Origin of the sequence: Herbiconiux daphne (assembly GCF_024979295.1) — a bacterium.
In the GTDB taxonomy this organism is placed as follows: Bacteria; Actinomycetota; Actinomycetes; order Actinomycetales; family Microbacteriaceae; genus Herbiconiux; species Herbiconiux daphnes.
In genome coordinates, this window is sequence record NZ_JANLCJ010000007.1 from 1 (window position 1) to 15,709 (window position 15,709).

Here is a 15,709-nt window from a genome sequence, read left to right on the forward strand (position 1 = left end):
GGCGCGGTCGCCGATGGCGGCGCGGTCGCCGATGGCGGCGCGGTCGCCGATGGCGGCGCGGTCGCCGATGGCGGCGCGGTCGCCGATGGCGGCGCGGTCGCCGATGGCGGCGCGGTCGCCGATGGCGGCGCGGTCAGCGACGGCGGCGCGGTCGGCGGTGCGGGGGTCGACCACTCCCGGGCGTCGGCAGCGGCCTGGCACCCCCTGCTGCCGCAGGTCGAGGCCGCCGACGCGGTGACCCTCGACCTGTCGTCGACGAGCGCCGCCCTCGACGGCGGGCGGTTCGCACAGCCGGGAGTGGAGGCATCCGTCGCCGCCGACCAGCTGCGCGCCGGCGCGGCCGCCACGATCACCCGCTTCGGCGAGCGCTGCCTGACGCGATCGGTGGTCGAATCGTGGCGGCCGCACCCGTGCGTCGCGCTCAGCGTCGGGATCGCCCTCGCCGCGGCTCAGCCGGTGCACGCGCCGTGGGCCGGAAGGCTGACCACCACCGACGACGGCCGCCTCCTGCTGCGCACCGACGACTCCGTGCTCGAACTGGTCGGCCTGACCCCCACGGCCGTGCTGCCGGGTGTGGCGGCGGGCGCCACCGGCAGCCGCGGGCCGACCACGGGCGGCGCAGCGGCCGAGGCCGGCACATGCGCAGAGTCTGACCCCCACGGTCACGACGCCGAGCCGGGCGCTCGCGACGTGCAGGCCGGCGCGTGGATCGGTGTCGCCGGCGCCCCGCTGCAACCCGGCGGCACCACCACCGGCACCACCACCACCGGCACCGCAGCCGACGGCGCGGTCGCCTTCGGCGTGCGACTCGTGCGGCGGGGCGTCGACCTCGCACGAGTGCCGTGGTTCACCACGGTCGACCTCGAGCCCGCGTGGGCGCACGTCGTGCTCGACCCGACCCCCTTCGTCTTCGCCACCACCCCCTCGACCAGATATGCCGCAACGGATGCCGACGGCACCGATGCCGCCCCGGCGTCCCTCGCGCCCGACGCGGCACCCCGCACCGATCCCGACGACGTCCCCGAGCCCGCCGACGACCGCGGTGGCACCGCCGACCCCGCGCGCCTCCCCGACACCGCACGCAGCGCCACGGCATCCGCCCCCGCATCCGCCCCCGCCGCCGCCCCCGCCGGCCTGCTCGACCGCCGCGCACGTGCCCTCGCCGACGTGCAGGAGCACTACTACGCCCGGCCGCCCGTGATCGAGCGCGGCTGGCGGCACCACCTGTTCGACACCGACGCGCGCCCCTACCTCGACATGGTGAACAACGTCGCCTCGGTCGGTCACGCGCATCCGCGCATCGCCGACGCCGTGGCGCGTCAGCTCCAGCTGCTCAACACCAATTCGCGGTTCAACTACCGGTCGGTCGTCGATCTCTCCGAGCGCCTGGCGGGGCTCGTTCCCGATCCGCTCGACTCGGTGTTCCTCGTCAACAGCGGCACCGAGGCGGTCGACCTGGCCCTGCGCCTCTCGTGGGCGTGGGCGAACCGCCGCGACGTGGTGGCGGTGCGCGAGGCCTATCACGGGTGGTCCGACGCGGCCGACGCCGTCTCCACCTCGACGGCCGACAACCCCGACGCCCTCTCGACGAGGCCCGACTGGGTGCACACCCTCGACGCCCCGAACGCCTACCGGGGCCGGCACCGCGGCGCCGACGTGCACCGCTACGCCGACGACGCCGTGGCCGCGATCGAGGCCCTCACGGCCGAGGGCCGGCCCCCGGCCGCCTTCATCGCCGAACCCTTCTACGGCAACGCCGGCGGGATGCCGCTTCCCGAGGGTTATCTGCGAGCCGTCTACGCCGCCATCCGCTCGTCGGGCGGCCTCTGCATCGCCGACGAAGTGCAGGTCGGCTACGGCCGCCTCGGCGACCACTTCTGGGGGTTCGAGCAGCAAGGGGTGGTGCCCGATGTCGTCACCATCGCGAAGGCGATGGGCAACGGGCATCCGCTCGGCGCGGTCATCACGCGTCGCGACATCGCCCAGAACTTCCGATCGCAGGGCTCCTTCTTCTCGTCGGCCGGCGGCAGCCCGGTGAGCTCGGTGGTCGGCACCACGGTGCTCGACATCCTGCACGACGAGGGACTGCAGCAGAACGCACGCGTGGTGGGTGCGCACCTCAGACGCCGGCTCGAAGAACTCGCCGAGCGGCATCCGCTCATCGGTGCGGTGCACGGGCTCGGCCTCTATCTCGGTGTCGAACTCGTGCGCGACCGCGTCACCCTCGAGCCCGCCACCGACGAGACCGCCGCCATCTGCGACCGGATGCTCGAACTCGGCGTCATCGTGCAGCCCACCTCCGACCGGCAGTGCGTGCTGAAGATCAAGCCGCCGCTCACGCTCACGCTGACCAGTGCCGACTTCTTCGTCGACACGCTCGACGAGGTGCTGACGCACGGCTGGTGAGGGCCGCAGCGCTCACCAGCGAGCGGCCTCACCCACCCCGCTGCCGACCGCCGCGGGCCTCAGCCGTTGGGGATGAGGGTGTACTTCGTCGAGAGGTACTCGTGAATGCCCTCGAGCCCGCCCTCGCGGCCGAGCCCCGACTGCTTCACGCCCCCGAACGGTGCGGCCGCGTTCGAGATGACCCCGACGTTCAGCCCCATCATGCCGGTGTCGAGCTTGTCGATCATGCGCTGCCCGCGACCGAGGTTCTCGGTGAACACATAGCTCACGAGCCCGTATTCGGTGTCGTTCGCGAGCCGCACGGCCTCGTCTTCGTCGTCGAACTCCACCACCGACACCACCGGCCCGAAGATCTCCTCGCGCAGGATGTCGCTGCCGAGCGGCACCCCCGTCACCACCGTCGGCTCGTAGAAGCTGCCCTCCCGCTCGAGCCGGTGCCCGCCCGCCACCAGGGTCGCCCCGCGTGACACGGCGTCCTGCACCAGTTCGTCGGCCTTGTCGACCGCCTTGGCATTGATGAGCGGGCCGATGCCCACACCCTCCTCGGTGCCGCGACCGATGCGGAACTGCCCCACCCGCTCGGCCACCCGCCGCGAGAACTCGACGGCCACCGAGCGGTGCACGATGAATCGGTTGGCGGCGGTGCACGCCTGCCCGATGTTGCGGAACTTCGCGAGCATTGCCCCGTCGACCGCCTTGTCGAGGTCGGCATCGCCGAACACCACGAAGGGCGCGTTGCCGCCCAGCTCCATCGAGGTGCGCAGCACGTTCTCGGAGGCCTGCTTCATCAGCGCGCGGCCGACCGGCGTCGATCCGGTGAACGAGAGCTTGCGCAGGCGGGGGTCGGCGATGATCGGGTCGGAGACGGCGCCCGAGGTCGAGGTCGTGATGACGTTCAGCACCCCGCCGGGCAGCCCCGCCTCTTCGAGCAGGCGAGCGACGTAGAGGGTGGTGAGCGGGGTGAGCGCCGCGGGCTTCACCACCACGGTGCATCCGGCAGCCAGCGCGGGCGCGATTTTGCGGGTCGCCATCGCGAGCGGAAAGTTCCAGGGCGTGATCAAGAAGCAGGGCCCCACCGGGCGCTGCGACACCACCATCTGGCCCGTGCCCTCGGGGTTGCGCCCGTAGCGGCCCGCGATGCGCACCGCCTCTTCGCTGAACCAGCGCAAGAACTCGCCGCCGTAGGCCACCTCGCCCGCCGCTTCGGCGAGCGGTTTGCCCATCTCGAGGGTCATCAGCAGAGCCACGTCGCCTTTTCGTTCCTGCAGCAGGTCGAACGCGCCTCGCAGAATCTCACCGCGAACGCGCGGAGCCGTCGCCGCCCATTCGTCGGCGACGGCGACCGCGGCGTCGAGCGCCCGCATGCCGTCGTCGGGGCCCGCGTCGGCGATGCTCTTCAGCACCGCACCCGTCGCCGGGTCGTAGACGTCGAGCGTCTTACCGCTCGACGAGGCCACCCAGTGGCCGCCGATGAACAGCTGATCGGGCACGCCCGCCAGCAGATCGGCCTCGGATGCTGCACTCATGTCGTTTCCTTTCGCGAGACCAGCGGATGCCGCCGGTGACGAATGCGGGCCGGTGGCGCCTTTACCGCGGTGGCTGCGTCCGGGCGGTGGCAGGCGACGGATGCCGCGGTGCTCGGGTTCAGCGATCGACCAGATCGGAGGTGATCAAGTCGGCCCCCGCGTGCGCGAGCTCGGCGATGGCCGCGCGCGAGGCATCCGGTGACACCCCGGCGACCAGGTCGGTGATGACCCGCACGTGCCGGCCGTGCTCGATGGCGTCGAGCGCGGAGGCGCGCACGCAGTAGTCGGTGGCGAGACCGGCGACGTCGATCTCGGTGACCCCGTTGGCGTCGAGCAGGTCGTGCACGGTGCCACCCTCTTCGGTGGTGCCCTCGTAGATGGAGTAGGCGGGCTGGCCCTGGCCCTTGCGCACGTGGTGGTCGATGGCCTGCGCCGTGAGGTCGTCGTGGTATTCGGCGCCATAGGTGCCGGCCACGCAGTGCACGGGCCAGGTCGACTCGAAGTCGGGGGCGGCGTCGGTGGCGAAGTGGCCGCCGTTGTCGTTGTCGGGGTCGTGCCAGTCGCGCGAGGCGATGACGTAGTCGTAGGTCGTCGGATGCTCGGCCAGCAGTTTCGAGATGCCGTTCGCGACGGCCGTTCCCCCCTCGACCCCGAGGGCGCCGCCCTCGATGAAGTCGTTCTGCACGTCGATGATGAAAAGCGCTCGTGCCATCAAGAATCACCTACTCTTCGCGGGAAGTGTTGCCTCCAGTTTAGGCCGCGGGCGGGGTGGGTCAGTTGTTCGAGAGGGTGTTGCCGCACTCGTAGACACCCGTGGTGAGGGCGTCGAGGGCGGCCTTCGCGCTGTCGCCGACGTCGTCGAGCGCGAAGAAGGCGAAGGTGAGCACGGTGCCGTCGGCGGCGTTGACGATGCCCGAGAGGGTGTAGCCGGTGTCGATCCAGCCGGTCTTCGCGATCACGTTGCCGGCGGCCGGCGAATCGCCGAAGCGGCCGGCGAGCGTGCCGCTCTGCGCCGCCACGGGCAGGCCGTCGTAGACGATGCCGAGGTTGCCCTCGCGGGCGTTGATCTTGACGAAGAGCTTCGTGAGAAGCGCTGGTGACACCCCGTTGTTGTCGCTGAGGCCCGAGCCGTCGACGATGGTGAGTCCGCTGGTGTCGAGACCGTAGGTGGCGAGCGCTTGCGGAATGGCGGCCTGCAGCGCCTCGAACGAGTTGCCCGTGCCGAGGCTCACCGCCACGAGCCGCGCGAGCATCTCGGCCTCGGTGTTGTCGGAGCGCTGCAGCGCATCGGGGATCATGGTCGACACCGGAGCCGAGAGCACCTGCCCGAGTTGGGGTGCGCCCGCCGTCGCCAGGCCTTCGGCGAGTGCCGCGTCGGGCACTCCGAGCGCGAGGGCCAGCGCCTGCCCGGCGCGCAGCACGGCATCGTCGCTGCGGGTGGAGACGTTGGCCGACGGGTCGGCGCGGTCGCCGTCGACCTGTAGGCCGGTCACCTCGGAGGAGTAGCCGTCGACCTGCTCCTTGCGGTTCCACGACGGCTGCCAGCGCTCGCCCGAGAACACGCTCGCGTCCATCACGATCGAGGTGATCGGGGTGCCGGCGGTGGCGGGATCGGCGTTCCAGGCCGCATCCACCTGGGCCGCGAGGTCGAGCATGCTGGCGGCGCCGGGATAGATGTTCGACGAGCCGCTCGCGAGGGTGATGTCGCCGCCGCCGACGAGCACCACCTGGCCGGGCTCGGTTCCCTTCACCACGGTGGTGGGCACGCGGTAGTCGGGGCCGAGCACGGCGAGTGCGGCCGAGCTCGTGAGCACCTTCATCACGCTCGCGGTGCGCGCGAAGGTCGACGCGCCGCGGTCGAACAGCACCTCGCCGGTGGCCGCGTTGCGCACCGCGCCGAGGAACGTGCCGAGGCGCGGGTCGGTGGCGAGCCCGGCGACGGAGCAGGTGCGCAGCACCGCCGGGGCCGCCGCGGCCTGAGGCTGTGCCCGTGACGCGGGCGTGGGTGTGGGGGTCGGCGTCGCCGTGGCCTCGGTGACGGCGAGCGTCGAGGCCGGGGATCCTGAGCCGCCCACCGCGGCTCCGGCGGCGAACGCTCCGCCGCCGAGCACGAGCAGCACGGCGGCCGCGGCCGAGGCGATCCAGATGCGCGGATGCCGCCCCACGAGTGCCGCGACACCGCCCGCGCCTACCGCGGCTTCGGATGCAGCGGCCTGCCCGCCCACCGCCGTGGCCGCCGTAGCCGCCGTCGCCGCTGCCGCTGCCGGCGTGCCCGCGGTGGCGGCGTCGGCGGCGGCCGATGCGGCCGCTGCCTCCCGCTCTTCGGCCTCGCGCGCCTCGCGGCGAGTTCTCGGCGTCTCTGACTCGGACATCACTTCATGCTACCCGCGAGGCTTTCGCGCCCCCAGTTCTCCCAGCTCACGCGCCCCGCCGGCCGCGGCCCAGAGCCGCTCCGCCGGCTCAGCCCAGCCAGCCCCGGTCGGCGAGCCAGGCCGCGCACTCCGCGGTCCACATCTCAGGCAGGCCAGACCCGATCGCGAGCCCCAGACCGTGCTTGCCCGAGGGGTACACGTGCACCGCGTGCGCCACCCCGGCCGCGTGCAGCGCTTCGCCGAGACGGTAGACCGGGGCCACCGGCACCACGTCGTCGTCGGAGGTGTGCCACAGGAACACGGGCGGCGCATCCGGAGTCACCAGCAGCTCGAGCGAGGTGGCTCGGCGCAGGTGCTCGTCGGCATCCGGCCCCAGCAGGTTCAGCCGTGACCCTTCGTGCCCTGGCAGCACCATCGACACCACCGGGTAGCACAGCACCGCGAGGTCGGCCACGTCGCCCGGGTCGTCGGCCGGGGCGAGCGCCGCCATGCCGGCCGCGTGACCGCCGGCGCTGAAGCCCAGCACGCCCACCTCGTCGACGCCCTCAGCCCGCCAGCGCCTGATCTCGGCGCGGATCGCCTCGGTGGGCAACGGATGCCGCGTGAGCACCGGGTAGCGAAAGACGCTCGCCTCGACGCCCAGCCCCTGCAGCCACTCGACCACCGGCTCGCCCTCGTGCGGCGCGAGCCGCCCGTAGCCCCCGCCGGGCAGCACGAGCACGTGGCGGCGCACCCCACCGGGTCGCCGCCTCGATTCCCTCGGCGCCGAGTGGGCGCCCGAACCGAACATCGCGCTCACTCGCCCGGGTAGCGCACGCCGATCTGGGCCCGCACCTCATCGAGAACGCCCATGATCGCCACCGACTCCGCCACGGGCAGCAGCGGGCTCTCGGTCTCACCGGCCCGGATGACGCGCTCGAGTTCGAACGCCTGAAACTGCATGCCGCGCGAGTTCACAGGCTGCTCGAACCGCTCGAGCACCTCGTCGGTGTTGCTCGTGACGGTGAAACTCGTCGGCGCATACCAGACCCGCTCGATGTCGATGCGGGCCTCGGTGCCGATCACCGACGCCGTGACGGGGCCGGCGGTGTCGAGCGCGCTGTGCAGAACGGCCTGCCGCCCGCCCGCGTGCTCGAAGATGAGGGCGGTCTGGCGGTCGACCCCGGTGTCGGTGAGCGTGGCTTGCGCGAGGATGCGCTCGGGCACGCCGAACAGGTCGACCGCGAACGACACGGGGTAGATGCCGAGGTCGAGCAGCGCGCCGCCGCCCAGGTCGGGGTTGTTGATGCGGTGCTCGGGGTCGTCGGGAAGGTCTTGATCGTGATCGGCGAGCACGGTGCGCACGTCGCCCAGGGTGCCGGCGGCGATGATCTCGCGGATGCGCACCATGTGCGGCAAGAACCGGGTCCACATCGCCTCGAGCACGGCCACGCCCGCAGCGGCGGCGGCTTCCTGGATGCGGGCGGCTTCAGCGGCGTTGATCGTGAACGCCTTCTCGACGAGCACGTGCTTGCCGGCGCCGATGGCGAGCAGGGCGTTCTCGGCGTGGAACGTGTGCGGCGTGGCGATGTAGACCACGTCGACCTCGGGGTCGGCGACGAGCGCTTCGTAGCTCGGGTGCGCCGTCGCGATGCCGTGTTTCGCCGCGAATTCATCGGCCGAGGCCCGCGAACGCGACCCGACGGCGGTGACCGTCAGGCCCTCGGCCAGCAGGTCGGTGACGAAGGAGTGCGCGATGCCTCCGGTTCCGAGTATTCCCCAACGAATCTGCTCCGGCATCCGCGACTCCGCTCTCTCAATAGCTCTGTCGAGCCTAGTGCTGCGTGCCCGCAGACAAGAAAAGCCCGGATGCACCGGGCTTCTTGTGTGGGCTGAAACGGGGCCGCCTCCGGGAATCGAACCCGGGACCTATTCATTACGAGTGAATCGCTCTGCCGACTGAGCTAAGGCGGCCTGGCCGACGCTCAGCGCGCGGCACAGCAACAAAGCATAGCCGATCCGCGAGGGTCTCGCGGACACCGAGCCGACCGCCGCGGCTCACACCCGCGAGGGCACCGCGACCACGTCGCGCATGCGCTCGTAGGCGCGGTGCAGGGCGTCGGGCAGCGAGACGGTCTCCGGATGTTCGGCCCACGACAACCAGGCCGACCGCGCGAGCGTCAGCGACAGCAGCGCGATCATGCGGGCCCGCTCGAGCACGTCGTCAGGGTCGGTGGGGTCGCCGCGGTGGGCGGCATCCGTTTCGAGGCGGCGGGCGACGGATGCCGCGACCTCGGCCTCGAATTCGCGCATCCTGTCGATCTTCAGCGCGAACACCTTCGGGTAGTCGTTCATCACGCGCCGGCGCAGGGCGTGGAGCTCGGGGTCGACGGCGCCGTCTTCGCGCGCCTGGTCGGCCATGATCACCAGCAGGTCGCCGAGCGGGTCGCGGTCGGGCGCTGCCGTCTCGAACTCGCGGGCGATCTCGTCGGTGAACACGAACGGCGCGTCGCCGGCGAGAGAGGCTTCTTTCGACGGGAAGTAGTTGAAGAACGTGCGCGGCGAGACGCCGGCGGCGTTGCTGATCTCGTCGACGGTGACCTGGTCGAGGCCCTGGTCGGCGGTCAGTCGCAGCACGGCGAGTTGGATGTTGCGGCGCGTCGCCTTTCGCTTGCGCTCTCGGAGACCGAGTTCCTCGGGTTCAGCGGACATGCATCCATGATCTCAGAATCGAGGCGTCTGCATGCAGTTTCGCGGCGGACTCGCTGCCTCTGGGAGTGGGTGCCTGCCTCTGGGAGTGGGTGCTTGCCTGCGCGCCGACCCGGCGATCAGTTCGTGCAGTCGGGATCGCTCGAGGGCACGGTTCCGTCGAGGAAGTAGGCATCCACCACGTCGGCCACGCAGTTCGACGAGTTGTAGGCCGTGTGCCCCTCGCCCTCGAAGGTGACGAGGTGGCCGTTCTCGAGCTGCGCGGCGAGCGCCTGCGCCCACTTGTAGGGCGTCGCCGGGTCGCCGGTGGTGCCGACGACGAGGATCGGGTCGGATCCGGCGGCGGTCACCGGCGCCGGCACCCGCTTGCTCGGGTAGGGCCACTGGGCGCAGGCGATGTCGCCGTAGGTCCAATAGGGCCCGACGGTCGGCGAGGCGGCGATCAAGTCGGCGTTCTGCTTCGCGATGACCGCCGGATCGGTGGTGGCCGGGTAGTCGGCGCACGAGATGGCGTTGAACGACTCGATCAGGTTGTCGGCGTAGGTGCCGTCGGAATTGCGGCTGTTGTAGGCATCCGCCAGCTGGAAGGCGAAGTCGGCCTGACCGTCTTCGACCGACGAGAACAGATCGTCGAGGTAGGGCCAGTTGCCCTCGTTGTAGAGCGGGTAGAAGATCGCCGTCAGCAGGTTCGACGAACCGAGCTCGCGGCCGTCGCTCGCCCGGATGGGGCTCTGGTCGACCTGGGCGAGCAGCTGCTGGATGCGCGTGAGGGCGTCGTCGGCCGACCCGTCGAACCAGCAGTCGGAGCCGTTCACGCAGGCGGTGAGGTAGTTCTTCAGCGCGTTCTCGAAGCCGGCCGCCTGCGAGATGGAGATGTCGAATCCGCTCGACGCGGGGTCTTCGGCACCGTCGAGCACCATGCGGCCGACCTTGTCGGGGAAGTTCTCGGCATAGGCGGCGCCGAGGAACGTGCCGTAGGAATAGCCGAGGTAGTTGAGCTTCGGGTCGCCCACCACCGAGCGCAGCATGTCGAGGTCGTGGGTGGTGCTGTCGGTGTCGATGAACTCGAGCAGCGGACCCGTGTTCTCGGCGCACTTGTCGGCGAAGTCTTTCGCGGCCTTCGTGTAGGCGTCGATCCACTCCTGCGAACCCCGCTCGCCCGGGATGATGTCGTAGAGGTAGGCGTCGCGCTCGGCATCGGTGAGGCAGTGCACGGCGTCGGAGTGGCCGGTGCCACGGGGGTCGTAGCCGATCAGGTCATAGGACGACTGCAGCGACGGATGCGCCGCGAAGTCGGCCGACTGCTGCACGAAGTCATAGGCCGAACCGCCGGGGCCACCCGGGTTCACGAACAGCGACCCGAGCTTCGTGCCGCCGGAGGCCGGCTTCTTGATGAGAGCGAGGGTGACCGTGTCGCCGCCGGGGTTCGACCAGTCGAGCGGGGCGGTCGCGTCGGCGCACAGGAACGGGCCGCCGCACGACTCCCAGTCGAGCACCTGGCCGTAGAACGGCTGCAGGTCGGCGGGAACGTCTTCGCCGGTCGGCGTCGAGGTGGCGGGCGCCGAGGTGGCCCCGCCGAAGCCGTTCTGCGCGCCGGTGAACCAGGTGGTGCACCCCGAGAGGGCGAGCAGCGCGACGGCGGCGATCGTCAGCGCGGTCAGGGCCCGCCTCGCGGGGGTGCGTCGACTCACTGGGGAACCTTTCGTGATGCGGAACGGCCGGCCTCGGCGACCGTGACGAGCATGGCCTCGAGGGCGAGGGCCGGGGCAACGTTAGCCGCAATCCTGCGACGGGCGTCGGCGATGGCATCCATCGCCGCGAGGGTCGATGACGAATCGTTATTCTCGGCCGCGCGACGCACGTCGGCCGCGATGGCCTCGTTGACGAGTTCGACACGGGCGCCGAGTTGCACGAGCACGATGTCGCGGAAGAGCGAGAGCAGGTCGGTCAGGATGCGGTCGATGCCGTCGCGCAGGCTTCGGGTGGCCCGGCGCTTCTGGTCGTCTTCGAGCGCCTTGATCTGCGACCGCAGGCCCGGCGGGATGGCCTGGCCGGGCTCGACACCGAGCGACCGGAGCGCGGCGGCGCGCTCCTCGGCGTCGCGCTCCTCGGTGATGGCCTGGGCGTCGGCGCCCGCGATGTCGAGCAGTCGGGCGGCGCCGCGCACCGCGTCGCCCACCGACGACACCGAGAGTGCGAGCTCGATCGTCTCGGCACGCCGGGCCCGCGCCTCGTCGTTGGTGGCAAGGCGGTGGGCCATGCCGATGTGGCTCTGCGACTCACGGGCGGCGCGCTCGGCGAGCGCGTGGTCGACGCCGTCGCGCTTCATGATCAAGGCGGCCACGTCGTCGGTGCTCGGCACCCGAAGGCGCACCGAGCGCACGCGGGAGCGGATGGTGGGCAGCAGGTCGGCCTCGCTGGGCGCGCAGAGAATCCACACCGTGCGCTCGGGCGGCTCTTCGAGCGCCTTGAGCAGCACGTTGGAGGTGCGCTCCGCCATGCGGTCGGCGTCTTCGATCACCACCACGCGGTAGCGGGCGACCGAGGGCGAGAACTGCGACGCCGACACCAGGCGGCGCACCTCGTCGATCGAGATGATGACCCGGTCGGTGGCCAGGATGGCGAGGTCGGGGTGGGTGCGGGCCGCCACCTGGCGGCAGTCGGAGCAGACTCCGCAGCCGCCGTTGCGGCACAGCAGCGCCGAGGCGAACGCATAGGCGAGGTTCGAGCGACCCGACCCGGGAGGCCCGGTGATGAGCCAGGAGTGGGTCATCGAGTCGGGCGCGGTGGGCGCGGCATCCGTGGCGGCGAGGGCCTCGCGGGCGGCGGCGCTCGAGGGGAGCGTGGAGCTCTCGGCGGCAGCACGGAACACCTCGATGGCGGCCGGCTGGCCGGTGAGGTCGTCCCAGACGGTCATGGTGTCAATCTATCGGCAGGTTCTGACAGCGGGCTCTGACAGTGGGCCATGGCGGTGGGCTCTGGCGGTTGGCGCTGGCCGGGGCTCTGTCAGTGGGCGTGACGGTCGAGCGGTCAGGGGGTCTCGGATGCCGCGACGAAGGCCTCGACGCGGCCCCTCACGATCGCGGCGATCTGATCGGGCGGCAGAGCCGCGTCGACCACGAGAAAGCGCTGCGGTTCGCGCTCGGCGAGGTCGAGGTAGGCCTGCCGCACCCGGCGGTGGAAGTCGCTCTTCTCGGCCTCGAGTCGGTCGAACCGCTTGTTGGCGCTGTCGAGGCGGGCACGCGCGAGGTCTTCGTCGAGGTCGAGCAGGATCGTGATGTCGGGCAGCAGGCCCTCGGCCGCCCAGAGCGACAGCCGCCGCACCTCGTCGGCGTCGAGCACGCGCCCGGCGCCCTGGTAGGCGACGGAGGAATCGAGGTAGCGGTCTTGCACCACCACGTCTCCGCGCTCGAGGGCGGGGCGCACCTTCGTGGCGATGTGCTGGGCGCGATCGGCGGCATAGAGCAGCGCTTCGGCCCGCGGCGAGATGTGCCCGCGGCTGTGCAGCACGATCTCGCGCACCTCGTTGCCGAAGTCGGTTCCCCCGGGTTCGCGGGTGCGCACGACCGTGCGGCCGGCCTCGGTCAGCCACTCCTCGAGCTTCTCGGCCTGTGTGGACTTTCCGGACCCGTCGCCGCCTTCGAGCGTGATGAACACGCCTCTCACTTCTTCGGAGCGGCCTTCCGTGCGGGCGCCTTGCGGGCCGCGGGCTTCTTGGCCGCGGTCGCGGTCTTCGCCTTCGGCTTCGCGGGGCCCTTCGCGCGCTTGTCGGCGAGCAACTGCACGGCGCGCTCGAAGTCGACCTCCTCGACGGTCTCGCCGCGAGGGATGGTGGCGTTCGTGACGCCGTCGGTGACGTAGGGGCCGAACCGGCCGTCTTTCACCCGGATCGGCTTGCCGCTCTCGGGGTCGGCCTCGAACTCCTTCAGGGCCGACGACGCGCGGCGGGCTCCGTATTTCGGCTGCGCGAACAGCTCGAGCGCACCAGGCAGGTCGATCTCGAAGATGAGGTCTTCGTTCTCGAGCGACCGGGTGTCGGTGCCCTTCTTGAGGTAGGGGCCGAACTTGCCGCCCTGGGCCGTGATCGGCTCACCCGACTCGGGGTCGTCGCCCACCACGCGCGGCAGGTCGAGCAGCCGCAGAGCGGTGTCGAGGTCGATGGTCGCGAGATCCATCGACTTGAACAGCGACGCCGTGCGCGGCTTGGCGGCCGCGGCCTTCTTGGCCGCCGGCTTCTTGGCGGGAGCCTTCTTGGCGGGGGCCGCGGTGTCGGGCGTGGCGGCATCCGTCGTCGTGGCTGCAGCGGCGGCGGCCGGGGCTGCCGGGGCCGCCGCGGCGGACTCCTCGGGCACGACCGGGTCGAGCTCGGTCACGTAGGGGCCGAATCGACCGTCTTTCGCCACGATCTCTTTGCCGTTGGCCGGGTTGATGCCCACGACCCGGTCGGTCACGACCGGGGCGTCGACGAGTTCGCGGGCCTTCTCGGCCGTCAGCTCGTCGGGAGCGAGGTCTTGCGGCAGGTTGACGCGGCGCGGCGGCGCGTCGAGGTCGCCCGACGGGTCGAGCACCTCGAGGTAGGGGCCGTATTTGCCGATGCGCAGGGTGATGTCGTCGGTGATCGCCACCGAGTTGATGGCGCGCGCGTCGATCTCGCCGAGGTTGTCGATCACGGTGCGCAGGCCCGGGTGACCCTCGCTGCCGAAGTAGAACCCGTTGAGCCAGTCGACGCGGTCTTCTTCGCCGTCGGCGATCTTGTCGAGGTCGGCCTCGAGAGCGGCGGTGAAGTCGTAGTCGACGAGGTCGGCGAAGAAGTCTTCGAGCAGCCGCACCACCGAGAACGCCGTCCAGCTCGGAACCAAAGCCTGGCCCCGCGGCGTGACGTAGCCGCGATCGATGATGGTGGAGATGATCGACGCGTAGGTCGACGGGCGGCCGATGCCGAGCTCGTCGAGCGCCTTCACCAGGCTCGCCTCGGTGTAACGCGGCGGCGGCGTGGTGTCGTGGCCGGCGGCGTCGACGTCGATGGCGGCGAGCTGCTGGCCCTCTTTGAGCGGGGGCAGCTTGGCCTCGGCGGGCTCGCCCGACGCGTTGCGCTCTTCGTCACGGCCCTCTTCGTAGGCCAGCATGAAGCCTCGGAACGTGATGACGGTTCCGGATGCCGAGAACTCGGCGGTCGTCTCGCCGCCCAGTTCTTCGACCGTCACCGGGCCGGCGGCAATGGTGACCGACGCCGTCGAGCCCTTCGCGTCGGCCATCTGCGACGCGACCGTGCGCTTCCAGATGAGTTCGTAGAGCCGGAAGTCGTTGCCGCGCAGCACCGACGACAGCTCGGCGGGCGTCTTGAACACCTCGCCGGCCGGCCGGATGGCCTCGTGCGCCTCTTGGGCGTTCTTGCTCTTGCCCGAGTAGAGGCGCGGCTTGTCGGGAATCGTCTCGGCACCGTAGAGCTTGGTGGCCTGGTTGCGCGCCGCGGTGATCGCCTGCTGCGACAACGACGGGGAGTCGGTTCGCATGTAGGTGATGTAGCCGTTCTCATAGAGCGACTGGGCCACGCTCATGGTCTGGCGGGCCGAGAAGCGCAGCTTGCGCGAGGCCTCCTGCTGCAGCGTGGAGGTGGTGAAGGGAGCGGCGGGGCGGCGGGTGTAGGGCTTGGATTCCACACCGGTGACCCGGATGGCGACATCCGGTGCCTCGAGAGCCGCCGACAGGGCGGTGGCGGCGGCTTCGCCGAGCGCCACGGCTTTGCCCTTGAGCGAGCCGGATTCGTCGTAGTCGCGACCCGACGCGACGCGCTCGCCGTTCAGGCGCACCAGTCGGGCGTCGAAGGCGTCGACCTCGGGGGCGGCCTTGTCGGGGGCGAGGCGGGCCGTGAGGTCCCAGTAGTTCGCGCTCGTGAAGGCGAGGCGTTCGCGCTCGCGGTCGACGACGAGGCGAGTGGCGGCCGACTGCACGCGGCCGGCGGAGAGGCCGGGGCCGACCTTGCGCCAGAGCACGGGAGAGACCTCGTAGCCGTAGAGGCGGTCGAGGATGCGTCGGGTCTCCTGGGCGTCCACGAGGGCGTCGTCGATCTGCCGGGTGTTGTCGCGGGCCTGTTCGATGGCCTCGCGGGTGATCTCGTGGAACACCATGCGGTGCACGGGAACCTTGGGCTTCAGCACCTGCAGCAGGTGCCAGGCGATGGCCTCGCCTTCGCGGTCTTCATCAGTTGCGAGGTAGAGCTCGTCGGCGCCGGCGAGGGCTTTCTTCAGGTCGGCGACCGTCTTCTTCTTCGCGTCGGACACCACGTAGTAGGGCTCGAACTTGTTCTCGACGTCGACCGAGAACTTGCCGAGCGAGCCCTTCTTGAGCTCGGCAGGCAGGTTCTTGGGTTCGACCAGGTCACGGATGTGGCCGACCGAAGCCATCACGTCGAAGCCGTCACCCAGATATTGGGCGATCGACTTGACCTTCGTCGGTGACTCGACGATGACGAGCTTTCTCGGGCCTGGCAACTGTTCTCCTTATATATGCAACGCGTCGGCAGAGAGCGATTCCGGGGTGGATGATGCGCCGTTCCGGCCGATGGCGGACACGCTGGTCCGTCAGGCACACCATACACACCCCCCACGGGTAGCTGCCTAATCAGGGCGTTCGCCGTGGAAGAAATCGCTCGCATTGCGCCGTGGGCGTATGGGGGGACAATGGGTGTGACCACTTCAACGGAGAGGGCCTGAGCAG

At 70.9% G+C, this 15,709-nt stretch carries 11 protein-coding genes and 1 tRNA gene; 1 reads left to right on the top strand and 11 read right to left on the bottom strand.

Annotation, left to right across the window (positions count from 1 at the left end; all coding sequences use genetic code 11):
- The coding region (locus N1032_RS17275; protein ID WP_259540440.1) for an aminotransferase class III-fold pyridoxal phosphate-dependent enzyme at positions 1-2,406 on the top strand (2,406 nt) is incomplete at its 5' end.
- 59 nt (positions 2,407-2,465) lie between these two features.
- On the opposite strand, the gene N1032_RS17280 is transcribed toward N1032_RS17275, so the two are convergent.
- The 11 genes from N1032_RS17280 to topA all read right to left on the bottom strand — a co-directional run bounded on the left by N1032_RS17280 (position 2,466) and on the right by topA (position 15,483).
- Complete coding sequence (locus tag N1032_RS17280) at positions 2,466-3,932, bottom strand: NAD-dependent succinate-semialdehyde dehydrogenase (RefSeq protein ID WP_259540441.1); 1,467 nt, start codon at positions 3,930-3,932, stop codon at positions 2,466-2,468.
- A gap of 118 nt (positions 3,933-4,050) precedes the next feature.
- On the bottom strand, positions 4,051-4,644 hold the full coding sequence (locus tag N1032_RS17285) for an isochorismatase family protein (RefSeq protein ID WP_259540442.1): 594 nt from the start codon (positions 4,642-4,644) through the stop codon (positions 4,051-4,053).
- A gap of 61 nt (positions 4,645-4,705) precedes the next feature.
- Positions 4,706-6,304, bottom strand: coding sequence for a D-alanyl-D-alanine carboxypeptidase/D-alanyl-D-alanine endopeptidase (gene dacB, locus N1032_RS17290; RefSeq protein WP_259540446.1), 1,599 nt, complete (start codon positions 6,302-6,304; stop codon positions 4,706-4,708).
- 88 nt (positions 6,305-6,392) lie between these two features.
- Positions 6,393-7,094: an alpha/beta hydrolase gene (locus tag N1032_RS17295; protein ID WP_259540447.1), complete on the bottom strand. Its 702-nt coding sequence runs from the start codon at positions 7,092-7,094 to the stop codon at positions 6,393-6,395.
- A gap of 5 nt (positions 7,095-7,099) precedes the next feature.
- Positions 7,100-8,083, bottom strand: coding sequence for a Gfo/Idh/MocA family protein (locus tag N1032_RS17300; protein WP_259540448.1), 984 nt, complete (start codon positions 8,081-8,083; stop codon positions 7,100-7,102).
- A gap of 101 nt (positions 8,084-8,184) precedes the next feature.
- Positions 8,185-8,257, bottom strand: a tRNA-Thr gene (locus N1032_RS17305).
- A gap of 84 nt (positions 8,258-8,341) precedes the next feature.
- Positions 8,342-8,995 (bottom strand): TetR/AcrR family transcriptional regulator, encoded by a 654-nt coding sequence (locus N1032_RS17310; protein ID WP_259540449.1) that lies wholly within the window; start codon positions 8,993-8,995, stop codon positions 8,342-8,344.
- A 116-nt stretch (positions 8,996-9,111) separates the two neighbouring features.
- Positions 9,112-10,683, bottom strand: a complete 1,572-nt coding sequence (locus tag N1032_RS17315) for an alpha/beta hydrolase (RefSeq protein ID WP_259540450.1) — start codon at positions 10,681-10,683, stop codon at positions 9,112-9,114.
- Entirely contained in the window at positions 10,680-11,909 is a 1,230-nt protein-coding gene (locus N1032_RS17320) for a DNA polymerase III subunit delta' (RefSeq protein WP_259540451.1), read from the bottom strand. Before N1032_RS17320 ends, N1032_RS17315 begins: the two co-directional genes overlap by 4 nt.
- A 113-nt stretch (positions 11,910-12,022) precedes the next feature.
- Positions 12,023-12,658: a dTMP kinase gene (tmk, locus tag N1032_RS17325; protein ID WP_259540452.1), complete on the bottom strand. Its 636-nt coding sequence runs from the start codon at positions 12,656-12,658 to the stop codon at positions 12,023-12,025.
- Complete coding sequence (topA, locus tag N1032_RS17330) at positions 12,655-15,483, bottom strand: type I DNA topoisomerase (RefSeq protein WP_259540453.1); 2,829 nt, start codon at positions 15,481-15,483, stop codon at positions 12,655-12,657. Before topA ends, tmk begins: the two co-directional genes overlap by 4 nt.
- Positions 15,484-15,709 lie beyond the last annotated feature (226 nt).

Coding starts and splice junctions, on each gene's coding strand:
- N1032_RS17280 (WP_259540441.1), bottom strand. CDS start 3,932: ATGAGTGCAGCATCCGAGGCCGATCTGCTGGCGGGCGTGCCCGATCAG.
- N1032_RS17285 (WP_259540442.1), bottom strand. CDS start 4,644: ATGGCACGAGCGCTTTTCATCATCGACGTGCAGAACGACTTCATCGAG.
- dacB (WP_259540446.1), bottom strand. CDS start 6,304: ATGTCCGAGTCAGAGACGCCGAGAACTCGCCGCGAGGCGCGCGAGGCC.
- N1032_RS17295 (WP_259540447.1), bottom strand. CDS start 7,094: ATGTTCGGTTCGGGCGCCCACTCGGCGCCGAGGGAATCGAGGCGGCGA.
- N1032_RS17300 (WP_259540448.1), bottom strand. CDS start 8,083: ATGCCGGAGCAGATTCGTTGGGGAATACTCGGAACCGGAGGCATCGCG.
- N1032_RS17310 (WP_259540449.1), bottom strand. CDS start 8,995: ATGTCCGCTGAACCCGAGGAACTCGGTCTCCGAGAGCGCAAGCGAAAG.
- N1032_RS17320 (WP_259540451.1), bottom strand. CDS start 11,909: ATGACCGTCTGGGACGACCTCACCGGCCAGCCGGCCGCCATCGAGGTG.